We start from the raw sequence: 18,783 nt of genomic DNA, 5'->3' as shown, positions 1-18,783 counted from the left end.
GACACGGCTTTTTTATGTATAGGCTTCAGTATTCCTGTGTACCGTTAAATCCTTTCAGGGACTAAAAACGCGTTATGTTGTCTGCGAATCAACCAATAAGCGAAAACTTGCCAGCACATGGCTGTCGCCATGTTGCAATCATCATGGATGGCAATGGCCGCTGGGCGAAAAGACAAGGGAAGATACGAGCCTTTGGGCATAAAGCTGGGGCGAAATCTGTTCGCCGCGCCGTTTCTTTTGCCGCCAATAACGGCATTGATGCGTTAACGCTCTATGCTTTTAGCAGTGAGAACTGGAATCGACCTGCGCAGGAAGTGACTGCGTTGATGGAACTGTTCGTGTGGGCGCTCGATAGCGAAGTAAAAAGCCTGCACCGCCACAACGTCCGCTTGCGTATTATTGGCGAAACCAGTCGTTTTAACTCACGTTTGCAGGAACGGATTCGCAAAGCAGAAGCGCTGACGGAAAATAATACCGGCCTGACGCTCAATATCGCGGCGAATTACGGCGGACGCTGGGATATTATCCAGGGGGTTCGGCATCTGGCTGAGCAGGTTCAGGAAGGGCTGTTAAGACCCGACCAGATTGATGAAGAGGCGCTGAGTCAGCAAATCTGCATGAATGAACTGGCACCCGTGGATTTGGTTATAAGGACAGGGGGGGAGCATCGCATTAGTAACTTTTTGCTGTGGCAAATTGCCTACGCCGAACTTTACTTTACGGATGTTCTTTGGCCAGATTTTGATGAACAAGACTTTGAAGGTGCGCTGCATGCCTTTGCCAATCGAGAGCGTCGTTTCGGCGGCACCGAGCCTGGTGGCGATAACGCCTGATGGGGGTAGCTTTTGCTGAAGTATCGCCTGATTTCCGCTTTTGTATTAATACCCGTCGTCATCGCAGCGCTGTTTTTACTGCCTCCGGTGGGATTCGCTATTGTTACGCTGGTGGTGTGTATGCTCGCCGCGTGGGAATGGGGGCAGCTTAGCGGCTTTACCTCGCGCACTCAGCGGGTATGGCTGGCGGTACTCTGTGGTTTTTTACTGGCCCTGATGCTGTATACCTTGCCTGAATATCATCACGATGTTCACCAGCCGCTGGTTGCCGGATCCTTATGGATATCGCTGGCCTGGTGGATTGCTGCGCTTGTTTTAGTGCTTTTCTATCCGGGCTCTGCGGCGATCTGGCGTAACTCTAAAGTGTTGCGCCTTATTTTTGGTCTGCTCACGATTGTTCCCTTTTTCTGGGGGATGGTTGCGCTGCGCGCCTGGCACTATGACGAAAACCACTACAGCGGCGCGATATGGCTGCTTTATGTGATGATTCTCGTCTGGGGGGCTGACTCCGGGGCCTATATGTTTGGTAAACTGTTCGGCAAACATAAACTGGCGCCAAAGGTTTCTCCGGGCAAAACCTGGCAAGGCTTCATTGGCGGCCTGTTTACGGCAGCGATTATCTCCTGGGGCTATGGCGTCTGGGCGAATCTTGAGGTTGCCCCCTCCACGCTGCTGGTATGTTCGATTTTCGCGGCGCTGGCATCGGTGCTGGGTGATTTAACCGAGAGTATGTTTAAGCGTGAAGCAGGGATTAAGGACAGTGGTCACCTGATTCCAGGACATGGCGGAATACTGGATCGCATTGACAGCCTTACCGCGGCTGTTCCTGTATTTGCTTGCCTGCTTTTACTGGTGTTTGGGACGATATAACGGAAGGTTTTATGCTGAGCATTCTCTGGAATCTGGCGGCGTTCATTGTTGCACTGGGTGTACTGATTACCGTGCATGAATTTGGCCATTTCTGGGTTGCCCGGCGCTGTGGTGTGCGGGTGGAGCGATTCTCGATTGGCTTTGGCAAATCGCTCTGGAAGCGTACCGATAAGCATGGCACCGAGTTTGTCATTGCTCTGATTCCCCTGGGCGGCTATGTCAAAATGCTCGACGAACGCGTTGAGCCTGTCGCCCCGGAACTTCGCCATCGCGCGTTTAACAATAAAACTGTTGGACAACGTGCTGCCATCATCGCTGCCGGCCCGGTAGCCAATTTCATCTTCGCTATCTTCGCCTACTGGCTGGTGTTTATCATCGGCGTGCCTGGCGTGCGCCCGGTCGTGGGCGAAATCACTACGGGTTCTATTGCGGCAACGGCGCAAATTACACCGGGAATGGAACTTAAAGCGATTGATGGTATCGAAACCCCTGATTGGGATGCCGTGAGGTTACAACTGGTTGCCAAAATTGGTGATGAGCAGACAACCGTCAGCGTATCGCCATTTGGTTCCGACCAGCGGCAGGAAAAAGTGCTGGATTTACGCCACTGGCGCTTTGAGCCAGACAAAGAGGACCCTGTCGCCGCACTCGGGATTCGACCGCGCGGCGCGCAGATCGAGCCGGTATTAGCCGAAGTACAGGCCAAATCGGCAGCGAGTAAAGCAGGTTTACAAGCGGGTGACAGGATCGTTAAAGTCGATGGTCAGCCATTAACACAATGGATGACCTTTGTTACTCTGGTGCGCGATAATCCAGGCAAGCCGCTCGCGCTGGAAGTGGAAAGGCAGGGGAGTTCGCTCTCACTGACTCTCACCCCGGATACCAAATCGGGCGGCGGTAAGGCGGAAGGGTTTGCAGGCGTTGTGCCGAAAGTGATCCCACTGCCAGATGAGTACAAGACAATACGCCAGTATGGGCCGTTTAGCGCCATCGTTGAGGCCACGGATAAAACATGGCAGCTGATGAAGCTTACGGTCAACATGTTGGGGAAATTGATAACCGGTGATGTGAAACTGAACAACCTCAGTGGGCCAATTTCGATTGCTCAGGGGGCTGGGATGTCAGCGGAGTTCGGGGTGATTTACTATCTCATGTTCCTTGCGCTGATTAGCGTGAACCTGGGGATAATCAACCTGTTCCCGCTTCCCGTATTAGATGGGGGCCATCTGCTGTTTTTAGCGATTGAAAAGCTAAAAGGCGGACCGGTATCCGAGCGAGTTCAAGACTTTAGTTATCGCATTGGCTCGATTTTGCTGGTGCTGTTAATGGGGCTTGCACTTTTCAATGATTTCTCTCGGTTGTAAGAGAGTTAGTTAGGAAGAACGCATAATAACGATGGCGATGAAAAAGTTGCTCATAGCGTCGCTGCTGTTTAGCAGCGCGACCGTATACGGTGCTGACGGGTTCGTAGTGAAAGATATTCATTTCGAAGGCCTTCAGCGTGTCGCCGTTGGTGCGGCCCTCCTCAGTATGCCTGTGCGCCCCGGCGATACGGTTAATGATGAAGATATCAGTAACACCATCCGTGCTCTGTTTGCCACTGGCAACTTTGAGGACGTCCGCGTCCTGCGCGATGGTGATACGCTGGTGGTTCAGGTAAAAGAACGTCCAACGATTGCCAGCATCACTTTCTCCGGTAACAAATCGGTGAAAGACGACATGCTCAAGCAGAACCTTGAGGCATCGGGTGTTCGTGTGGGGGAATCTCTGGACCGCACAACCCTTGCAGACATTGAAAAAGGTCTGGAAGATTTCTACTACAGCGTCGGTAAATACAGTGCGAGCGTTAAAGCGGTTGTTACACCGCTGCCACGTAACCGTGTTGACCTGAAACTGGTCTTCCAGGAAGGTGTTTCTGCGAAGATCCAGCAGATCAACATCGTGGGTAACCACGCGTTCAGCACCGACGAACTGATCTCCAACTTCCAGCTGCGTGACGAAGTGCCGTGGTGGAACGTGGTAGGCGATCGTAAATACCAGAAACAGAAACTGGCGGGTGACCTTGAAACCCTGCGCAGCTACTATCTGGATCGCGGTTACGCCCGTTTCAACATCGATTCAACTCAGGTGAGTCTGACTCCGGACAAGAAAGGTATCTACATTACCGTTAACATCACTGAAGGCGATAAGTACACGCTTTCAGGTGTTGAAGTCAGCGGCAACCTGGCAGGACATTCAGCTGAAATTGAATCTCTGACCAAAATTCAGCCGGGCGATCTGTACAGCGGATCTAAAGTCACCAAAATGGAAGACAGCATTAAGAAGCTGCTCGGCCGTTATGGTTATGCGTATCCGCGTGTGCAAACGCAGCCGGAAATTAACGACACGGATAAAACCGTTAAGCTGCACGTTAACGTTGATGCGGGCAACCGTTTCTATGTGCGTAAGATCCGCTTCGAAGGTAACGATACCTCTAAAGACTCCGTTCTGCGCCGTGAAATGCGCCAGATGGAAGGGGCATGGCTGGGAAGCGATCTGGTAGACCAGGGTAAAGAGCGTCTGAACCGTCTGGGCTATTTCGAAACGGTCGATACCGATACTCAGCGTGTACCAGGTCGTCCGGATCAGGTTGATGTTGTTTATAAAGTTAAAGAACGTAATACCGGTAGCTTCAACTTCGGTATTGGTTACGGTACTGAAAGTGGCGTGAGCTTCCAGGTCGGTGTTCAGCAGGATAACTGGCTGGGTACGGGCTACTCTGTCGGTATCAACGGGACGAAAAACGACTACCAGACCTACTCTGAGTTCTCTGTTACCAACCCATACTTCACCGTTGACGGTGTAAGCCTGGGCGGTCGTATCTTCTATAACGACTTTAAAGCGGATGACGCGGACCTCTCCTCGTATACCAACAAGAGTTACGGTCTGGATGGTACGCTCGGCTTCCCGGTTAACGAATACAACACCCTGCGCGCAGGTTTAGGGTACGTGCATAACGACCTGTCCAACATGCAACCGCAGGTGGCGATGTGGCGTTACCTGGACTCCATCGGTCAGTCGGCGAGTACGTCCAGCGATGACAACGGTTTCGCCGCGGATGACTTCACCTTCAACTACGGTTGGACCTACAACCGTCTTGACCGTGGCTACTTCCCGACGGAAGGTTCACGTGTCAACCTGAACGGTAAAGTGACTATCCCGGGCTCGGATAACGAGTTCTACAAGGTCACGCTGGATACGGCGTCCTACTTCCCAATTGATGAAGATCACAAGTGGGTTGTTCTGGGTCGTACCCGTTGGGGTTATGGTGACGGTATTGGAAGCAAAGAACTGCCGTTCTATGAAAACTTCTACGCCGGTGGTTCAAGCACCGTGCGTGGCTTCCAGTCCAATAACATTGGTCCGAAAGCGGTTTATTACGGCGGTAATGACGAAGATAACTGCGCAAGCCGTGATCCTAAGCAAGTATGTAGCTCTGATGACGCAGTAGGTGGTAACGCTATGGCCGTGGCGAGCCTCGAGTTCATCACGCCTACGCCGTTTATCAGCGACAAGTACGCAAACTCTGTCCGCACCTCCTTCTTTATGGATGCAGGTACAGTGTGGGACACCAACTGGGAGAACACCGCCCAGATGCGTGCGGCGGGGGTTCCGGACTACAGCGATCCGAGCAACATTCGCATGTCCGCAGGTATCGCATTACAATGGATGTCACCGCTGGGGCCGTTGGTCTTCTCTTACGCCCAGCCGTTTAAGAAATACGATGGAGACAAAGCGGAGCAGTTCCAGTTTAACATTGGTAAAACCTGGTAATAATCCGCTGCAATGGAATGCGTTGGCAGTGTAGCGCTGACAACCGGCGATCGGTAAAACGATCGCCTTGCCACGCAAAGAACGGTACCCCTCGGGTGCCAATGGGATGGTAAGGAGTTAATTGTGAAAAAGTGGTTATTAGCTGCAGGTCTCGGTTTAGCGATGGCAACTTCTGCTCAGGCAGCGGATAAAATTGCAATCGTCAACATGGGTAATTTGTTCCAGCAGGTTGCACAGAAAACCGGTGTTTCTGCAACGCTGGAAAACGAATTCAAAGGCCGTGCGAGCGAACTGCAACGTATGGAAGGTGATCTTCAGTCCAAGATGCAGCGTCTTCAGCGTGATGGTTCTACCATGAAAGCGAGCGAGCGCAGCAAACTGGAAAAAGACGTCATGTCTCAGCGCCAGACCTTCTCTCAGAAAGCGCAGGCTTTCGAGCAGGATCGTCAGCGTCGTTCTAACGAAGAGCGTGGCAAACTGGTGACGCGTATTCAGTCTGCCGTTAAAGCAGTCGCAGCCGATCAGAGCATCGATCTGGTTGTTGATTCGAACGCCGTTGCATTCAACAGCAGCGATGTTAAAGACATCACCGCTGATGTTCTGAAACAGGTTAAATAAGTAATGCCTTCAATTCGACTGGCTGATTTAGCTCAGCAGTTGGATGCAGAATTACACGGTGATGGCGATATCGTCATCACCGCTGTTGCGTCCATGCAATCTGCTAAAGCAGGCACTATTACCTTCATGGTAAGCCCTAAGTACCGTGAACACCTGGCCCAGTGCCAGGCGTCTGCCGTTGTTCTGACGCAGGACGATCTTCCGTTTGCCACTAGCGCTGCACTGGTAGTGAAAAATCCCTACCTGACCTATGCGCGCATGGCCCAAATTCTTGATACCACGCCGCAGCCGGCACAGAACATTGCAGCCAGTGCTGCGATTGATCCGACGGCTCAGCTGGGTAACAACGTATCAGTCGGCGCAAACGCCGTTATCGAATCCGGCGTCGTGCTGGGTGATAACGTGGTGATTGGCCCAGGCTGCTTTGTTGGAAAAAATACGAAAATTGGCGCAGGGACTCGTCTGTGGGCCAATGTCTCTGTCTACCATGAGGTTGAGATTGGCGAGAATTGTCTCGTACAGTCCAGCACGGTGATTGGTTCTGACGGATTTGGTTACGCTAACGATCGGGGTAACTGGGTTAAGATCCCTCAGCTGGGTCGCGTGATTATCGGCGATCGTGTGGAGATCGGCGCTTGCACCACCATCGACCGCGGTGCGCTTGACGACACCATTATTGGTAACGGTGTTATCATAGACAACCAGTGCCAGATTGCACATAACGTTGTGATTGGCGACAATACCGCAGTTGCGGGTGGTGTTATCATGGCAGGCAGCCTGAAAATTGGCCGTTACTGCATGATTGGCGGTGCCAGCGTGATCAATGGCCATATGGAAATATGCGACAAAGTCACGGTGACGGGGATGGGCATGGTGATGCGTCCAATCACTGAGCCTGGCGTTTATTCCTCCGGTATTCCGCTGCAACCGAACAAGGTCTGGCGTAAAACAGCTGCACTGGTGATGAATATTGATGATATGAGCAAGCGACTCAAAGCGATTGAGCGCAAAATCGATCAACAAGACTAAGCGTTCATCCGTTTAACGCTAAATTTCCCGGCCTGTCGGCTTTGTTTATAAACCGGCAGGCCGTGTTATTATTGCTACTTAGTACATTTGACAGGAAGAGTATTTTGACTACTGACACTCATACTCTGCATATTGAAGAGATTTTAGAACTTCTGCCGCACCGCTATCCGTTTTTACTGGTAGACCGTGTGCTGGATTTTGAAGAAGGTCGTTTTCTGCGCGCAGTGAAAAATGTCTCCGTTAACGAGCCGTTCTTCCAGGGGCACTTCCCTGGTAAGCCTATCTTCCCGGGGGTATTGATCCTGGAAGCGATGGCACAGGCTACCGGTATTCTGGCGTTTAAAAGCGTAGGTAAACTGGAACCGGGTGAACTCTATTACTTCGCGGGTATCGATGAAGCGCGCTTCAAGCGTCCGGTCGTGCCTGGTGATCAAATGATCATGGAAGTCACTTTTGAAAAAACGCGTCGCGGCCTGACTCGCTTCAAAGGCGTAGCTATGGTTGACGGCAAAGTTGTTTGCGAAGCGACAATGATGTGTGCGCGTAGCCGGGAGGCCTGATACGTGATTGATAAATCCGCCTTTATTCATCCTACCGCCATTGTGGAAACGGGTGCCATCATTGGTGCCAATGTCCACATCGGCCCGTTTTGTATTGTTGGACCCCATGTCGAAATTGGTGAGGGTACAGTACTGAAATCTCACGTTGTCGTGAATGGTCATACCACCATTGGCTGCAACAATGAGATCTATCAGTTCGCCTCCATCGGCGAAGTTAACCAGGATCTCAAGTATGCTGGCGAACCGACCCGCGTGGAAATCGGCGATCGTAACCGCATTCGCGAAAGCGTCACCATTCATCGTGGTACAACGCAAGGCGGTGGATTGACGAAGGTGGGCAGCGACAACCTGTTTATGGTTAATGCGCACATTGCGCACGACTGTACCGTGGGGAGCCGCTGTATTCTCGCCAACAACGCAACGCTGGCGGGACACGTATCGGTCGATGATTTCGCCATTATTGGCGGCATGACCGCAGTCCATCAGTTCTGCATCATTGGTGCACACGTGATGGTCGGCGGATGCTCCGGTGTGGCGCAGGACGTCCCACCGTTTGTGATTGCGCAGGGCAACCATGCCACGCCGTTTGGCGTGAACATTGAAGGTCTCAAGCGTCGTGGCTTCAGCCGCGAAGCGATTACCGCGATCCGCAACGCGTACAAATTGCTGTACCGTAGCGGTAAAACGCTGGAAGAGGCTAAGCCGGAAATTGCCGAGCTGGCGAATAAGCACCCTGAAGTGAAAACGTTCATGGAATTCTTTGAACGTTCAACCCGTGGTCTGATTCGTTAATGGTCGACAGTCGTCCGCTTACCATCGCCCTGGTCGCCGGAGAAACCTCCGGCGATATTCTTGGTGCAGGTCTTATCCGCGCGCTTAAAGCCCGTGTACCCAATGCCCGCTTTGTGGGCGTGGCTGGGCCGCTAATGCAGGCCGAAGGCTGCGAAGCCTGGTATGAAATGGAAGAGCTGGCTGTGATGGGCATCGTCGAGGTGCTGGGCCGCTTGCGTCGCCTGCTGCATATCCGCGCCGACCTTACCCGCCGCTTTACCGACCTCAAGCCCGATGTATTTGTCGGCATTGATGCGCCTGATTTCAATATTACCCTTGAAGGGAACCTGAAAAAGCAGGGGATCAAAACGATCCATTACGTCAGCCCATCCGTGTGGGCGTGGCGACAGAAACGCGTTTTCAAAATCGGACGGTCCACCAATCTGGTGCTGGCTTTTCTGCCTTTCGAAAAAGCGTTTTACGACAGATTTAATGTCCCGTGCCGTTTTATCGGTCATACCATGGCGGATGCCATGCCACTGGATCCGGATAAAAACGCGGCGCGTGACGAACTGGGCATCCCGCATGATGTGCATTGTCTGGCGCTGCTGCCAGGAAGCCGGGGTGCGGAAGTTGAAATGCTCAGTGCCGATTTCCTGAAAACGGCGCAAATTCTTCGCAAGACTTACCCCGATCTTGAAGTGGTCGTGCCGCTGGTGAATGCCAAACGCCGGGAGCAGTTTGAGCGTATCAAAGCCGACGTCGCCCCGGATCTTCACGTCCGCCTGCTGGACGGAAAAGGGCGGCAAGCCATGTTTGCGAGCGATGCCGCACTGCTGGCTTCCGGCACGGCTGCGCTGGAGTGTATGCTGGCAAAATGCCCAATGGTGGTCGGTTATCGCATGAAGCCGTTTACCTTCTGGCTGGCAAAACGTCTGGTAAAAACAGATTACGTATCTCTGCCAAACCTGCTTGCGGGTCGCGAGCTGGTGAAAGAGCTCTTGCAGGATGAATGCCAGCCGCAGGCGCTGGCAGATGCGCTGCTGCCGCTGCTGGCCAACGGTAAAACCAGCCACCAGATGCACGATACGTTCCGTGAACTGCATCAACTGATCCGCTGTAATGCTGATGAGCAGGCGGCCGATGCGGTGCTGGAGTTAGCACAATGATGGAATTTATTTATCCCCATACCCACCTCGTTGCCGGTGTGGATGAAGTCGGTCGTGGCCCGTTAGTGGGTGCCGTTGTGACCGCGGCGGTGATCCTCGATCCAGCCCGCCCGATCGTTGGCCTGAACGACTCGAAAAAACTGAGCGAAAAGCGTCGTTTAGCGCTGTTCGATGAAATTAAAGAGAAAGCGCTGGCCTGGAGTCTCGGGCGCGCAGAACCGCATGAGATTGACGATCTAAACATTCTGCACGCTACCATGCTGGCGATGCAGCGTGCCGTTGCGGGCCTGAAGATTGTGCCTGAGTATGTACTGATCGACGGTAACCGTTGCCCGGCGCTGCCGATGCCTTCCATGGCTGTTGTTAAAGGCGATAGCCGCGTCGCAGAAATCAGTGCGGCGTCAATCATTGCCAAAGTGACGCGCGATGCTGAAATGGCCGCGCTGGACCTCACTTATCCCGCGTATGGTTTCGCCCAGCACAAGGGATATCCAACGGCTTTCCATCTGGAAAAGCTGGCTGAACATGGCGCAACTGAACATCATCGGCGCAGCTTTGGCCCGGTGAAACGCGCGCTGGGACTGGTGTCCTGAATCAAGACGCAAGCAATTAAGTAACGCGGGATTTGAAGATGGCTGAACCACGTTTCGTACACCTGCGGGTGCATAGCGACTACTCCATGATCGATGGGCTGGCAAAGACCGGGCCGCTGGTAAAAAAGGCGGCCTCGCTTGGCATGCCTGCGCTGGCGATCACCGATTTTACCAACCTGTGTGGCCTGGTGAAGTTCTACGGAACGGCGCATGGCGCAGGATTAAAGCCCATCGTCGGTGCGGATTTTCATGTGCAGAGCGACCTGCTCGGCGATGAGATGACGCAAATTTCCGTGTTAGCCATGAATAACACGGGCTATCAGAACCTCACTCTGCTGATCTCAAAAGCCTACCAGCGCGGCTACGGCGCACTGGGCCCATGGATTGACCGCGACTGGCTGGCAGAGCTGAATGAAGGTTTGCTGCTGATCTCCGGTGGTCGTATGGGGGATGTCGGCAAATGTCTGCTGCGCGGTAACAACGCGCTGGTGGATCAGTGCGTCTCGTTCTACGAAGAGTATTTCCCGGATCGCTATTACCTGGAGCTGATCCGTACCGGGCGTGCGGACGAAGAGAGCTATCTGCATGCGGCCGTCGCCCTGGCGGAAGCGCGTGGCCTGCCTGTAGTGGCCACCAACGATGTGCGGTTCCTTGAGGCGGGCGATTTTGACGCGCATGAAATTCGCGTCGCTATCCACGACGGCTTCACCCTCGACGATCCGAAACGCCCGCGCAACTACTCATCGCAGCAGTACATGCGCAGCGAAGAGGAGATGTGTGAGCTTTTCTCGGACATCCCGGAAGCGCTGGAAAACAGCGTAGAGATTGCCAAGCGCTGTAACGTCACCGTGCGTCTCGGCGAATACTTCCTGCCGCAGTTCCCGACGGGCGACATGACCACCGAAGATTTCCTGGTCATGAAATCGAAAAAGGGTCTGGAAGAGCGTCTGGAATTCCTTTTCCCGGATGAAGCGGTCCGTAAAGAGAAGCGTCCTGAATATGACGAGCGCCTGGATATTGAACTCCAGGTGATCAACCAGATGGGGTTCCCTGGCTACTTCCTGATCGTGATGGAGTTCATCCAGTGGTCGAAGGATAACGGCGTGCCGGTAGGCCCGGGCCGTGGTTCCGGTGCCGGCTCGCTGGTGGCGTACGCACTGAAAATCACCGACCTCGATCCGTTGGAATTCGACCTGCTGTTCGAACGTTTCCTCAACCCGGAACGTGTCTCCATGCCCGACTTTGACGTCGACTTCTGCATGGAAAAACGCGACCAGGTGATTGAGCACGTGGCCGATATGTACGGTCGTGATGCGGTTTCACAGATCATTACCTTCGGGACGATGGCGGCGAAAGCGGTTATCCGCGACGTGGGCCGCGTTCTGGGCCACCCGTACGGTTTTGTCGATCGTATCTCTAAGCTGGTCCCGCCCGATCCGGGCATGACCCTGGCGAAAGCCTTTGAAGCCGAACCTCAGCTGCCGGAAATCTACGAAGCCGACGAAGAGGTGAAAGCGCTGATCGACATGGCGCGCAAGCTGGAAGGCGTCACGCGTAACGCCGGTAAGCATGCGGGGGGCGTGGTTATCGCCCCGACCAAAATCACCGACTTCGCGCCGCTGTACTGCGATGAAGCGGGCCAGCATCCGGTCACCCAGTTCGACAAGAACGACGTGGAATACGCCGGGCTGGTGAAGTTTGACTTCCTCGGCCTGCGTACGCTGACCATCATCAACTGGGCGCTGGAGATGATCAACGCCCGTCGCGAGAAGAACGGCGAACCGCCGCTGGATATCGCGGCTATCCCGCTTGATGACAAGAAAAGTTTCGACATGCTGCAACGCTCGGAGACGACAGCCGTCTTCCAGCTTGAATCCCGCGGCATGAAAGATTTGATTAAGCGTCTGCAACCAGACTGCTTCGAAGATATGATCGCGCTGGTGGCCCTGTTCCGTCCGGGGCCGTTGCAGTCGGGGATGGTGGATAACTTTATCGACCGTAAGCACGGGCGCGAAGAGATTTCCTACCCGGACGTGCAGTGGCAGCATGAAAGCCTGAAACCGGTACTGGAGCCAACCTATGGCATCATCCTGTATCAGGAACAGGTGATGCAGATCGCCCAGGTACTTTCGGGTTATACCCTTGGCGGCGCAGACATGCTGCGTCGTGCGATGGGTAAGAAAAAGCCGGAAGAGATGGCCAAGCAGCGCTCCATCTTTGAAGATGGAGCGAAGAAAAACGGCATCGATGGCGAACTGGCGATGAAAATCTTCGACCTGGTGGAGAAATTCGCCGGGTACGGATTTAACAAATCTCACTCCGCCGCCTATGCTTTGGTTTCGTATCAGACGCTGTGGCTGAAAGCTCACTATCCCGCTGAGTTTATGGCAGCGGTAATGACTGCCGATATGGACAACACCGAGAAGGTGGTTGGCCTGGTGGACGAGTGCTGGCGCATGGGGCTGAAGATCCTGCCGCCGGATATTAACTCGGGCCTGTATCATTTTCACGTTAACGATGACGGGGAAATCGTCTATGGGATCGGCGCGATCAAGGGCGTGGGTGAGGGGCCGATCGAGGCGATCATTGAAGCGCGTAACAACGGCGGCTACTTCCGTGAGCTGTTCGATCTGTGCGCCCGTACCGATACCAAAAAACTGAACCGCCGCGTGCTGGAAAAACTGATCATGTCCGGCGCGTTTGACCGTCTGGGGCCACACCGCGCCGCGCTGATGAACTCGCTCGGCGATGCGCTGAAGGCGGCCGATCAGCATGCGAAAGCGGAAGCCATTGGCCAGGCGGATATGTTCGGCGTGCTGGCGGAAGAGCCAGAGCAGATCGAGCAGTCCTATTCCAACTGCCAGCCGTGGCCAGAACAGGTAGTGCTGGATGGAGAGCGGGAAACGTTAGGTCTGTACCTGACGGGGCACCCGATCAACCAGTATCTTAAAGAAATTGAGCGCTATGTCGGCGGCCACAGGCTTAAAGACATGCATCCGACAGAACGTGGTAAAATCACCACGGCTGCGGGGCTCGTGATTGCTGCAAGGGTAATGGTCACCAAGCGCGGCAATCGTATCGGCATCTGTACCCTGGATGACCGTTCCGGGCGTCTGGAGGTGATGTTGTTCACCGACGCGCTGGATAAATACCAGCAATTGCTGGAAAAAGACCGCATACTTATCGTCAGCGGACAGGTCAGCTTTGATGACTTCAGCGGGGGGCTTAAAATGACCGCCCGCGAAGTGATGGACATTGACGAAGCCCGGGAAAAATATGCTCGCGGGCTTGCTATCTCGCTGACGGACAGGCAAATTGATGACCAGCTTTTAAACCGACTCCGTCAGTCTCTGGAACCCCACCGCTCGGGGACCATTCCAGTACATCTCTACTATCAGAGGGCGGATGCACGCGCGCGGTTGCGCTTTGGTGCAACGTGGCGTGTCTCTCCGAGCGATCGTTTACTGAACGATCTCCGTGGCCTCATTGGTTCGGAGCAGGTGGAACTGGAGTTTGACTAATACAGGAATACTATGAGTCTGAATTTCCTTGATTTCGAACAGCCGATTGCAGAGCTGGAAGCGAAAATCGATTCTCTGACAGCCGTGAGCCGTCAGGATGAAAAACTGGATATTAACATCGACGAAGAAGTGCATCGTCTGCGCGAAAAAAGCGTAGAACTGACGCGCAAAATCTTTGCCGATCTCGGCGCATGGCAGATCGCCCAGCTGGCGCGACATCCACAGCGTCCGTACACCCTGGATTATGTCCGCCTGGCGTTTGACGAATTTGACGAACTGGCAGGCGACCGCGCATACGCTGACGATAAAGCTATCGTCGGCGGTATCGCGCGTCTGGATGGACGTCCGGTGATGATCATTGGTCATCAGAAAGGCCGTGAAACCAAAGAGAAAATCCGTCGTAACTTCGGTATGCCAGCACCAGAAGGCTACCGTAAGGCCCTGCGTCTGATGGAGATGGCTGAGCGTTTCAATATGCCAATCATCACCTTCATCGACACGCCGGGTGCTTACCCGGGGGTTGGTGCCGAAGAGCGTGGTCAGTCTGAAGCCATCGCACGCAACCTGCGCGAGATGTCTCGCCTGAAAGTGCCGGTCATCTGTACCGTTATCGGTGAAGGTGGGTCCGGCGGTGCGCTGGCAATTGGCGTGGGCGATAAAGTGAATATGCTACAGTACAGTACCTATTCCGTTATCTCTCCGGAAGGCTGTGCCTCCATCCTGTGGAAAAGTGCCGATAAAGCGCCGCTGGCTGCTGAAGCGATGGGCATCATTGCCCCACGTCTGAAAGAGCTGAAGCTGATCGACACCGTTATCCCTGAACCGCTGGGTGGCGCGCATCGTAAGCCGGAAGTGATGGCTGCTTCCCTGAAAGCGCAGCTGCTGGCAGACCTGGCGGACCTGGACGTGCTGAGCACAGAAGATCTGCTCAACCGTCGTTATCAGCGTCTGATGACCTACGGTTACGCGTAAGCCTCACAATTATCCTAAAAGCCGCACATTGTTGCGGCTTTTTTTATACCTGCCGTTTACCTTAACTATGCTTATCTGATGTTTTTCAAGGAGGTAAACCATGAACATCATTGCCATCATGGGGCCACACGGCGTCTTTTATAAAGACGAACCCATCAAGGAGCTGGAGCAAGCCCTTAAAGCACGCGGATACCAGCTGATCTGGCCGCAAAACAGCGCCGACCTGCTGAAATTTATCGAACACAATCCGCGCATTTGTGGCGTGATATTCGACTGGGACGAATACGACATGGAGTTGTGCAGCGATATCAATAAGCTCAACGAATATCTTCCGCTGTACGCGTTTATCAACACTCACTCGACCATGGACGTGAGTGCGCACGATATGCGTATGGCGCTGTGGTTCTTCGAATACTCACTCGGCGTTGCCGAGGACATTGCGACCCGCATTCAGCAGTACACCGGTGAATACCTCGATAACATCACACCGCCGTTTACGCGCGCATTGTTCACCTATGTGAAAGAAGGGAAGTACACCTTCTGTACGCCAGGCCATATGGCGGGAACGGCCTATCAAAAAAGCCCGGTGGGATGCCTGTTCTACGATTTCTTCGGCGGTAACACGCTGAAGGCGGACGTGTCGATTTCGGTCACCGAGTTAGGCTCTCTGCTGGATCATACCGGCCCGCATCTGGAAGCTGAAGAGTACATCGCCCGGACCTTTGGCGCCGAGCAAAGCTACATGGTGACCAACGGTACCTCAACCTCGAACAAAATCGTCGGGATGTACGCCGCGCCTGCCGGCAGTACGCTGCTGATTGACCGAAACTGCCATAAATCACTGGCGCATTTGCTGATGATGAGCGACGTGGTGCCGCTCTGGCTGTCGCCTACGCGTAATGCGCTGGGTATTCTCGGCGGCATTCCTCGCCGCGAGTTCGCGCATGAAGCCATTGAAAATAAGATCGCGGCTATCCCCGAGGCAAGCTGGCCTGTGCATGCGGTGATCACCAACTCCACCTATGACGGGCTGCTTTACAACACGAACTGGATCAAGCAGACGCTGGACGTGCCGTCGATTCACTTTGACTCCGCGTGGGTGCCTTACACTAATTTCCACCCGATTTACTCGGGTAAAAGTGGGATGAGCGGCGAGCGGGTGCCGGGCAAGGTGTTCTTCGAAACGCAGTCGACGCACAAAATGCTGGCCGCGTTTTCCCAGGCGTCTCTCATTCACATCAAGGGTGAGTACGACGAGGACACCTTCAACGAAGCTTTCATGATGCACACGACCACGTCGCCAAGCTACCCGCTGGTGGCGTCCATCGAAACGGCGGCGGCGATGCTGCGCGGTAATCCGGGTAAACGCCTGATCAATCGTTCGGTGGAGCGGGCGTTGCATTTCCGAAAAGAGGTTCAGCGACTTAAAGATGAAGCGGACGGCTGGTTCTTTGATATCTGGCAGCCGGAAGAGATTGATGAGGCAGAATGCTGGCCCGTCGCGCCGGGGGAGAGCTGGCACGGTTTTCGGGATGCTGAAGCGGACCACATGTTCCTCGATCCGGTTAAGGTGACAATCCTGACGCCGGGCATGGATGAGCAGGGTGTGATGGGTGAGGAAGGGATCCCGGCAGCGCTGGTGGCGAAGTTCCTTGATGAGCGCGGCGTGGTGGTGGAGAAAACCGGCCCCTATAATCTGCTGTTCCTGTTCAGCATCGGGATCGATAAAACCCGCGCGATGGGGCTGCTCAGGGGACTGATGGAGTTTAAGCGCGCATACGATCTGAACCTGCGGGTGAAGAACATGCTGCCGGATCTCTACGCGGAAGATCCTGACTTCTACCGCAATATGCGTATTCAGGATCTGGCCCAGGGGATCCACAGGCTGATCCGCCAGCACGATCTGCCGCGCCTGATGTTGCAGGCATTTGATGTTCTGCCTGAAATGAAGCTGACGCCGCACAGGGCGTGGCAGCGCCAGGTGAAAGGGGAGGTTGAAACCGTTGAGCTGGAGAACCTGGTCGGGCGGGTATCGGCCAACATGATCCTGCCTTATCCGCCGGGCGTGCCGCTGCTGATGCCGGGTGAAATGATCACTGAGGAGAGCCGGGCGGTGCTCGATTTCCTGCTGATGCTCTGTTCGGTGGGGCGCCACTATCCCGGCTTTGAAACGGATATTCATGGCGCGAAACGCGACGATAACGGCGTGTACTGGGTGAGAGTCCTAAAATAAAAGGGGCCGCTTGCCAGGGGCGGGTTGTCGGTTGTAACGTTCAGGACATCATAAAAAGGAGAAACTATGCTGGGTTTAAAAGCGGTTCATCATATTGCGATCATTGCCACCGATTATGCGAAAAGTAAGGCATTCTACTGCGACGTTCTCGGCTTTACGCTGTTGAGCGAGGCCTACCGTGAGGAGCGCGACTCCTGGAAAGGCGATCTGGCGTTAAACGGTCAATATGTGATTGAGCTGTTCTCTTTTCCTTTCCCGCCAGCGCGTCCTTCACGCCCGGAAGCCTGCGGCCTGCGCCACCTGGCCTTCAGTGTCGATGACCTGGACAGCGCGGTAAAACATCTGGAAGCCCACGGCGTGGCCTGCGAAGCGATTCGTGTCGATCCCTTTACCGATAAACGTTTCACTTTTTTCAACGATCCGGACGGCCTGCCGCTGGAGCTTTATCAGCAGTAATCGCCGTCATGTGTGATAATGCCCGTTCAGTTCGGGCATTTTTTATGTGTAATTTCCTATGACCTTACCCGCTATCGCGCACGCCGTTTCACCCTACCGCCAGCTGCTGGTGGGGTTCAGCGGTGGCCTGGATTCCACCGTTTTGCTGCACCGCCTTAAGCTCTGGCGCGACCGTGAGCCTGACGTCCAGCTGCGGGCGATGCATATCCATCACGGCTTAAGCCCCCATGCCGAAGACTGGGTGGCGCACTGCGAAGCGGTGTGCTCAGGGTGGGAGATCCCGCTGATCGTTGAACGCGTCACGCTTGAGGATGAGGGGCTGGGTATTGAGGCGCAGGCGCGGAAAGCCCGCTACGCCGCGTTTTCTGGCGCATTACAGCCTGGAGAAGCGTTGGTCACCGCGCAGCATCTGGACGACCAGTGCGAGACGTTTTTACTGGCGCTCAAGCGGGGCAGCGGGCCTGCGGGTTTATCCGCCATGCCTGAGCGCGCTGATTTTGCTGAAACAGAGCTCATCCGCCCGCTGCTGGGTGAGACGCGCGCATCACTGGAAGCCTGGGCGCAGCAGCATCATCTGTGCTGGATTGAAGACGACAGCAATCAGGACGACAGTTACGACCGTAACTTCCTGCGCCTGCGCGTCTTACCGCTGCTGAGTGAGCGCTGGGCGCATTTTTCCGAAGCGGCGGCCAGAAGCGCCATGCTGTGTGCTGAACAGGAAAGCTTGCTGGATGAGTTGCTGAGCGGGGAGCTGAATACACTGATTACCGCTGACGGTGCCCTGAAAGTTGCGCCGTTGAAGGTGATGAGCCCCGTGCGTCGGGCTGCTCTGATTCGCCGCTGGCTGGCTTACCACCGTGCGGTTATGCCGTCCCGGGCGATGCTCAACCGTATCTGGGAGGAAGTTGCACAGGCGAGGGAAGATGCCGCACCGTGTATACACCTGAATGGTTATGACGTCAGGCGTTATAAAGGGCAACTCTGGTGGGTAAAATCTGTGCCGTCGCTGGCTGACGTTGTGCTCGGCTGGCCGTCGCCGGAAAAAGCATTAACGCTACCGATGAATGCCGGTGTCGTTGCGTTAAGTCATTCGGGCAATGTGCGTCTACCTGAGCCGGACGAGAACGTTACCATACGCTTCAGGGCCAGCGGCATGCTGCATATCGTCGGTCGTAACGGCGGGCGTAAGCTGAAGAAAATCTGGCAGGAACAGAACGTTCCGCCCTGGCGACGTGATACCACGCCGCTTCTGTTTTACGGCGACACGCTCATCGCGGCGGCAGGGGGGGTCATCACTGAAGAGGGGTGGGCTGAAGCGGGTGTTAATTTTGAATGGAAAGCGTAA

Annotated in this window: 15 protein-coding genes; all 15 read left to right on the top strand. The window is 54.5% G+C overall.

Features of this window, described 5'->3' with window-relative positions; translation table 11 throughout:
• Positions 1–74: 74 nt before the first annotated feature.
• The 15 genes from ispU to tilS all read left to right on the top strand — a co-directional run bounded on the left by ispU (position 75) and on the right by tilS (position 18,783).
• Complete coding sequence (gene ispU / locus CU081_RS23485; RefSeq protein ID WP_003856176.1) at positions 75–833, top strand: (2E,6E)-farnesyl-diphosphate-specific ditrans,polycis-undecaprenyl-diphosphate synthase; 759 nt, start codon at positions 75–77, stop codon at positions 831–833.
• 12 nt (positions 834–845) lie between these two features.
• Entirely contained in the window at positions 846–1,703 is an 858-nt protein-coding gene (gene cdsA / locus CU081_RS23480; protein ID WP_003856175.1) for a phosphatidate cytidylyltransferase, read from the top strand.
• A gap of 11 nt (positions 1,704–1,714) precedes the next feature.
• Positions 1,715–3,067 (top strand): sigma E protease regulator RseP, encoded by a 1,353-nt coding sequence (gene rseP, locus CU081_RS23475; protein WP_003856174.1) that lies wholly within the window; start codon positions 1,715–1,717, stop codon positions 3,065–3,067.
• Between the two features lie 31 nt (positions 3,068–3,098).
• Positions 3,099–5,516 (top strand): outer membrane protein assembly factor BamA, encoded by a 2,418-nt coding sequence (gene bamA / locus CU081_RS23470; protein ID WP_003856172.1) that lies wholly within the window; start codon positions 3,099–3,101, stop codon positions 5,514–5,516.
• 123 nt (positions 5,517–5,639) lie between these two features.
• Positions 5,640–6,134, top strand: coding sequence for a molecular chaperone Skp (gene skp / locus CU081_RS23465; RefSeq protein ID WP_003856169.1), 495 nt, complete (start codon positions 5,640–5,642; stop codon positions 6,132–6,134).
• A gap of 3 nt (positions 6,135–6,137) precedes the next feature.
• Positions 6,138–7,163 carry a UDP-3-O-(3-hydroxymyristoyl)glucosamine N-acyltransferase gene (gene lpxD, locus CU081_RS23460; protein ID WP_003856168.1) on the top strand — a complete coding sequence of 342 codons (1,026 nt, stop codon included), beginning with the start codon at positions 6,138–6,140 and terminating at the stop codon, positions 7,161–7,163.
• 104 nt (positions 7,164–7,267) lie between these two features.
• Positions 7,268–7,723 carry a 3-hydroxyacyl-ACP dehydratase FabZ gene (gene fabZ, locus CU081_RS23455; protein ID WP_003856165.1) on the top strand — a complete coding sequence of 152 codons (456 nt, stop codon included), beginning with the start codon at positions 7,268–7,270 and terminating at the stop codon, positions 7,721–7,723.
• 3 nt (positions 7,724–7,726) lie between these two features.
• A complete protein-coding gene (gene lpxA / locus CU081_RS23450) occupies positions 7,727–8,515 on the top strand; it encodes an acyl-ACP--UDP-N-acetylglucosamine O-acyltransferase (protein ID WP_003856164.1) in 789 nt (262 codons plus the stop codon).
• Positions 8,515–9,663: a lipid-A-disaccharide synthase gene (lpxB, locus tag CU081_RS23445; protein WP_003856161.1), complete on the top strand. Its 1,149-nt coding sequence runs from the start codon at positions 8,515–8,517 to the stop codon at positions 9,661–9,663. The genes lpxA and lpxB overlap by 1 nt, the downstream gene beginning before the upstream one ends.
• A complete protein-coding gene (rnhB, locus tag CU081_RS23440) occupies positions 9,660–10,256 on the top strand; it encodes a ribonuclease HII (RefSeq protein WP_003856158.1) in 597 nt (198 codons plus the stop codon). The genes lpxB and rnhB overlap by 4 nt, the downstream gene beginning before the upstream one ends.
• 38 nt (positions 10,257–10,294) lie before the next feature.
• Positions 10,295–13,777, top strand: coding sequence for a DNA polymerase III subunit alpha (dnaE, locus tag CU081_RS23435; RefSeq protein WP_022650419.1), 3,483 nt, complete (start codon positions 10,295–10,297; stop codon positions 13,775–13,777).
• Between the two features lie 12 nt (positions 13,778–13,789).
• The gene (gene accA / locus CU081_RS23430) at positions 13,790–14,749 is read left to right on the top strand and encodes an acetyl-CoA carboxylase carboxyl transferase subunit alpha (RefSeq protein ID WP_003856154.1); all 960 of its coding nucleotides are present in this window, start codon (positions 13,790–13,792) and stop codon (positions 14,747–14,749) included.
• A 100-nt stretch (positions 14,750–14,849) separates the two neighbouring features.
• Positions 14,850–16,982 carry a lysine decarboxylase LdcC gene (locus tag CU081_RS23425; RefSeq protein ID WP_022650420.1) on the top strand — a complete coding sequence of 711 codons (2,133 nt, stop codon included), beginning with the start codon at positions 14,850–14,852 and terminating at the stop codon, positions 16,980–16,982.
• Between the two features lie 66 nt (positions 16,983–17,048).
• The gene (locus CU081_RS23420; protein WP_003856151.1) at positions 17,049–17,438 is read left to right on the top strand and encodes a VOC family protein; all 390 of its coding nucleotides are present in this window, start codon (positions 17,049–17,051) and stop codon (positions 17,436–17,438) included.
• Positions 17,439–17,496: 58 nt separating this feature from the next.
• Entirely contained in the window at positions 17,497–18,783 is a 1,287-nt protein-coding gene (tilS, locus tag CU081_RS23415; RefSeq protein WP_022650421.1) for a tRNA lysidine(34) synthetase TilS, read from the top strand.

The organism is Enterobacter sp. CRENT-193, from assembly GCF_002787395.1.
GTDB lineage: Bacteria > Pseudomonadota > Gammaproteobacteria > Enterobacterales > Enterobacteriaceae > Enterobacter > Enterobacter hormaechei_C.
Note: the sequence above shows the minus strand (reverse complement) of the source record. Positions and strands in the feature narration are given on the sequence as shown.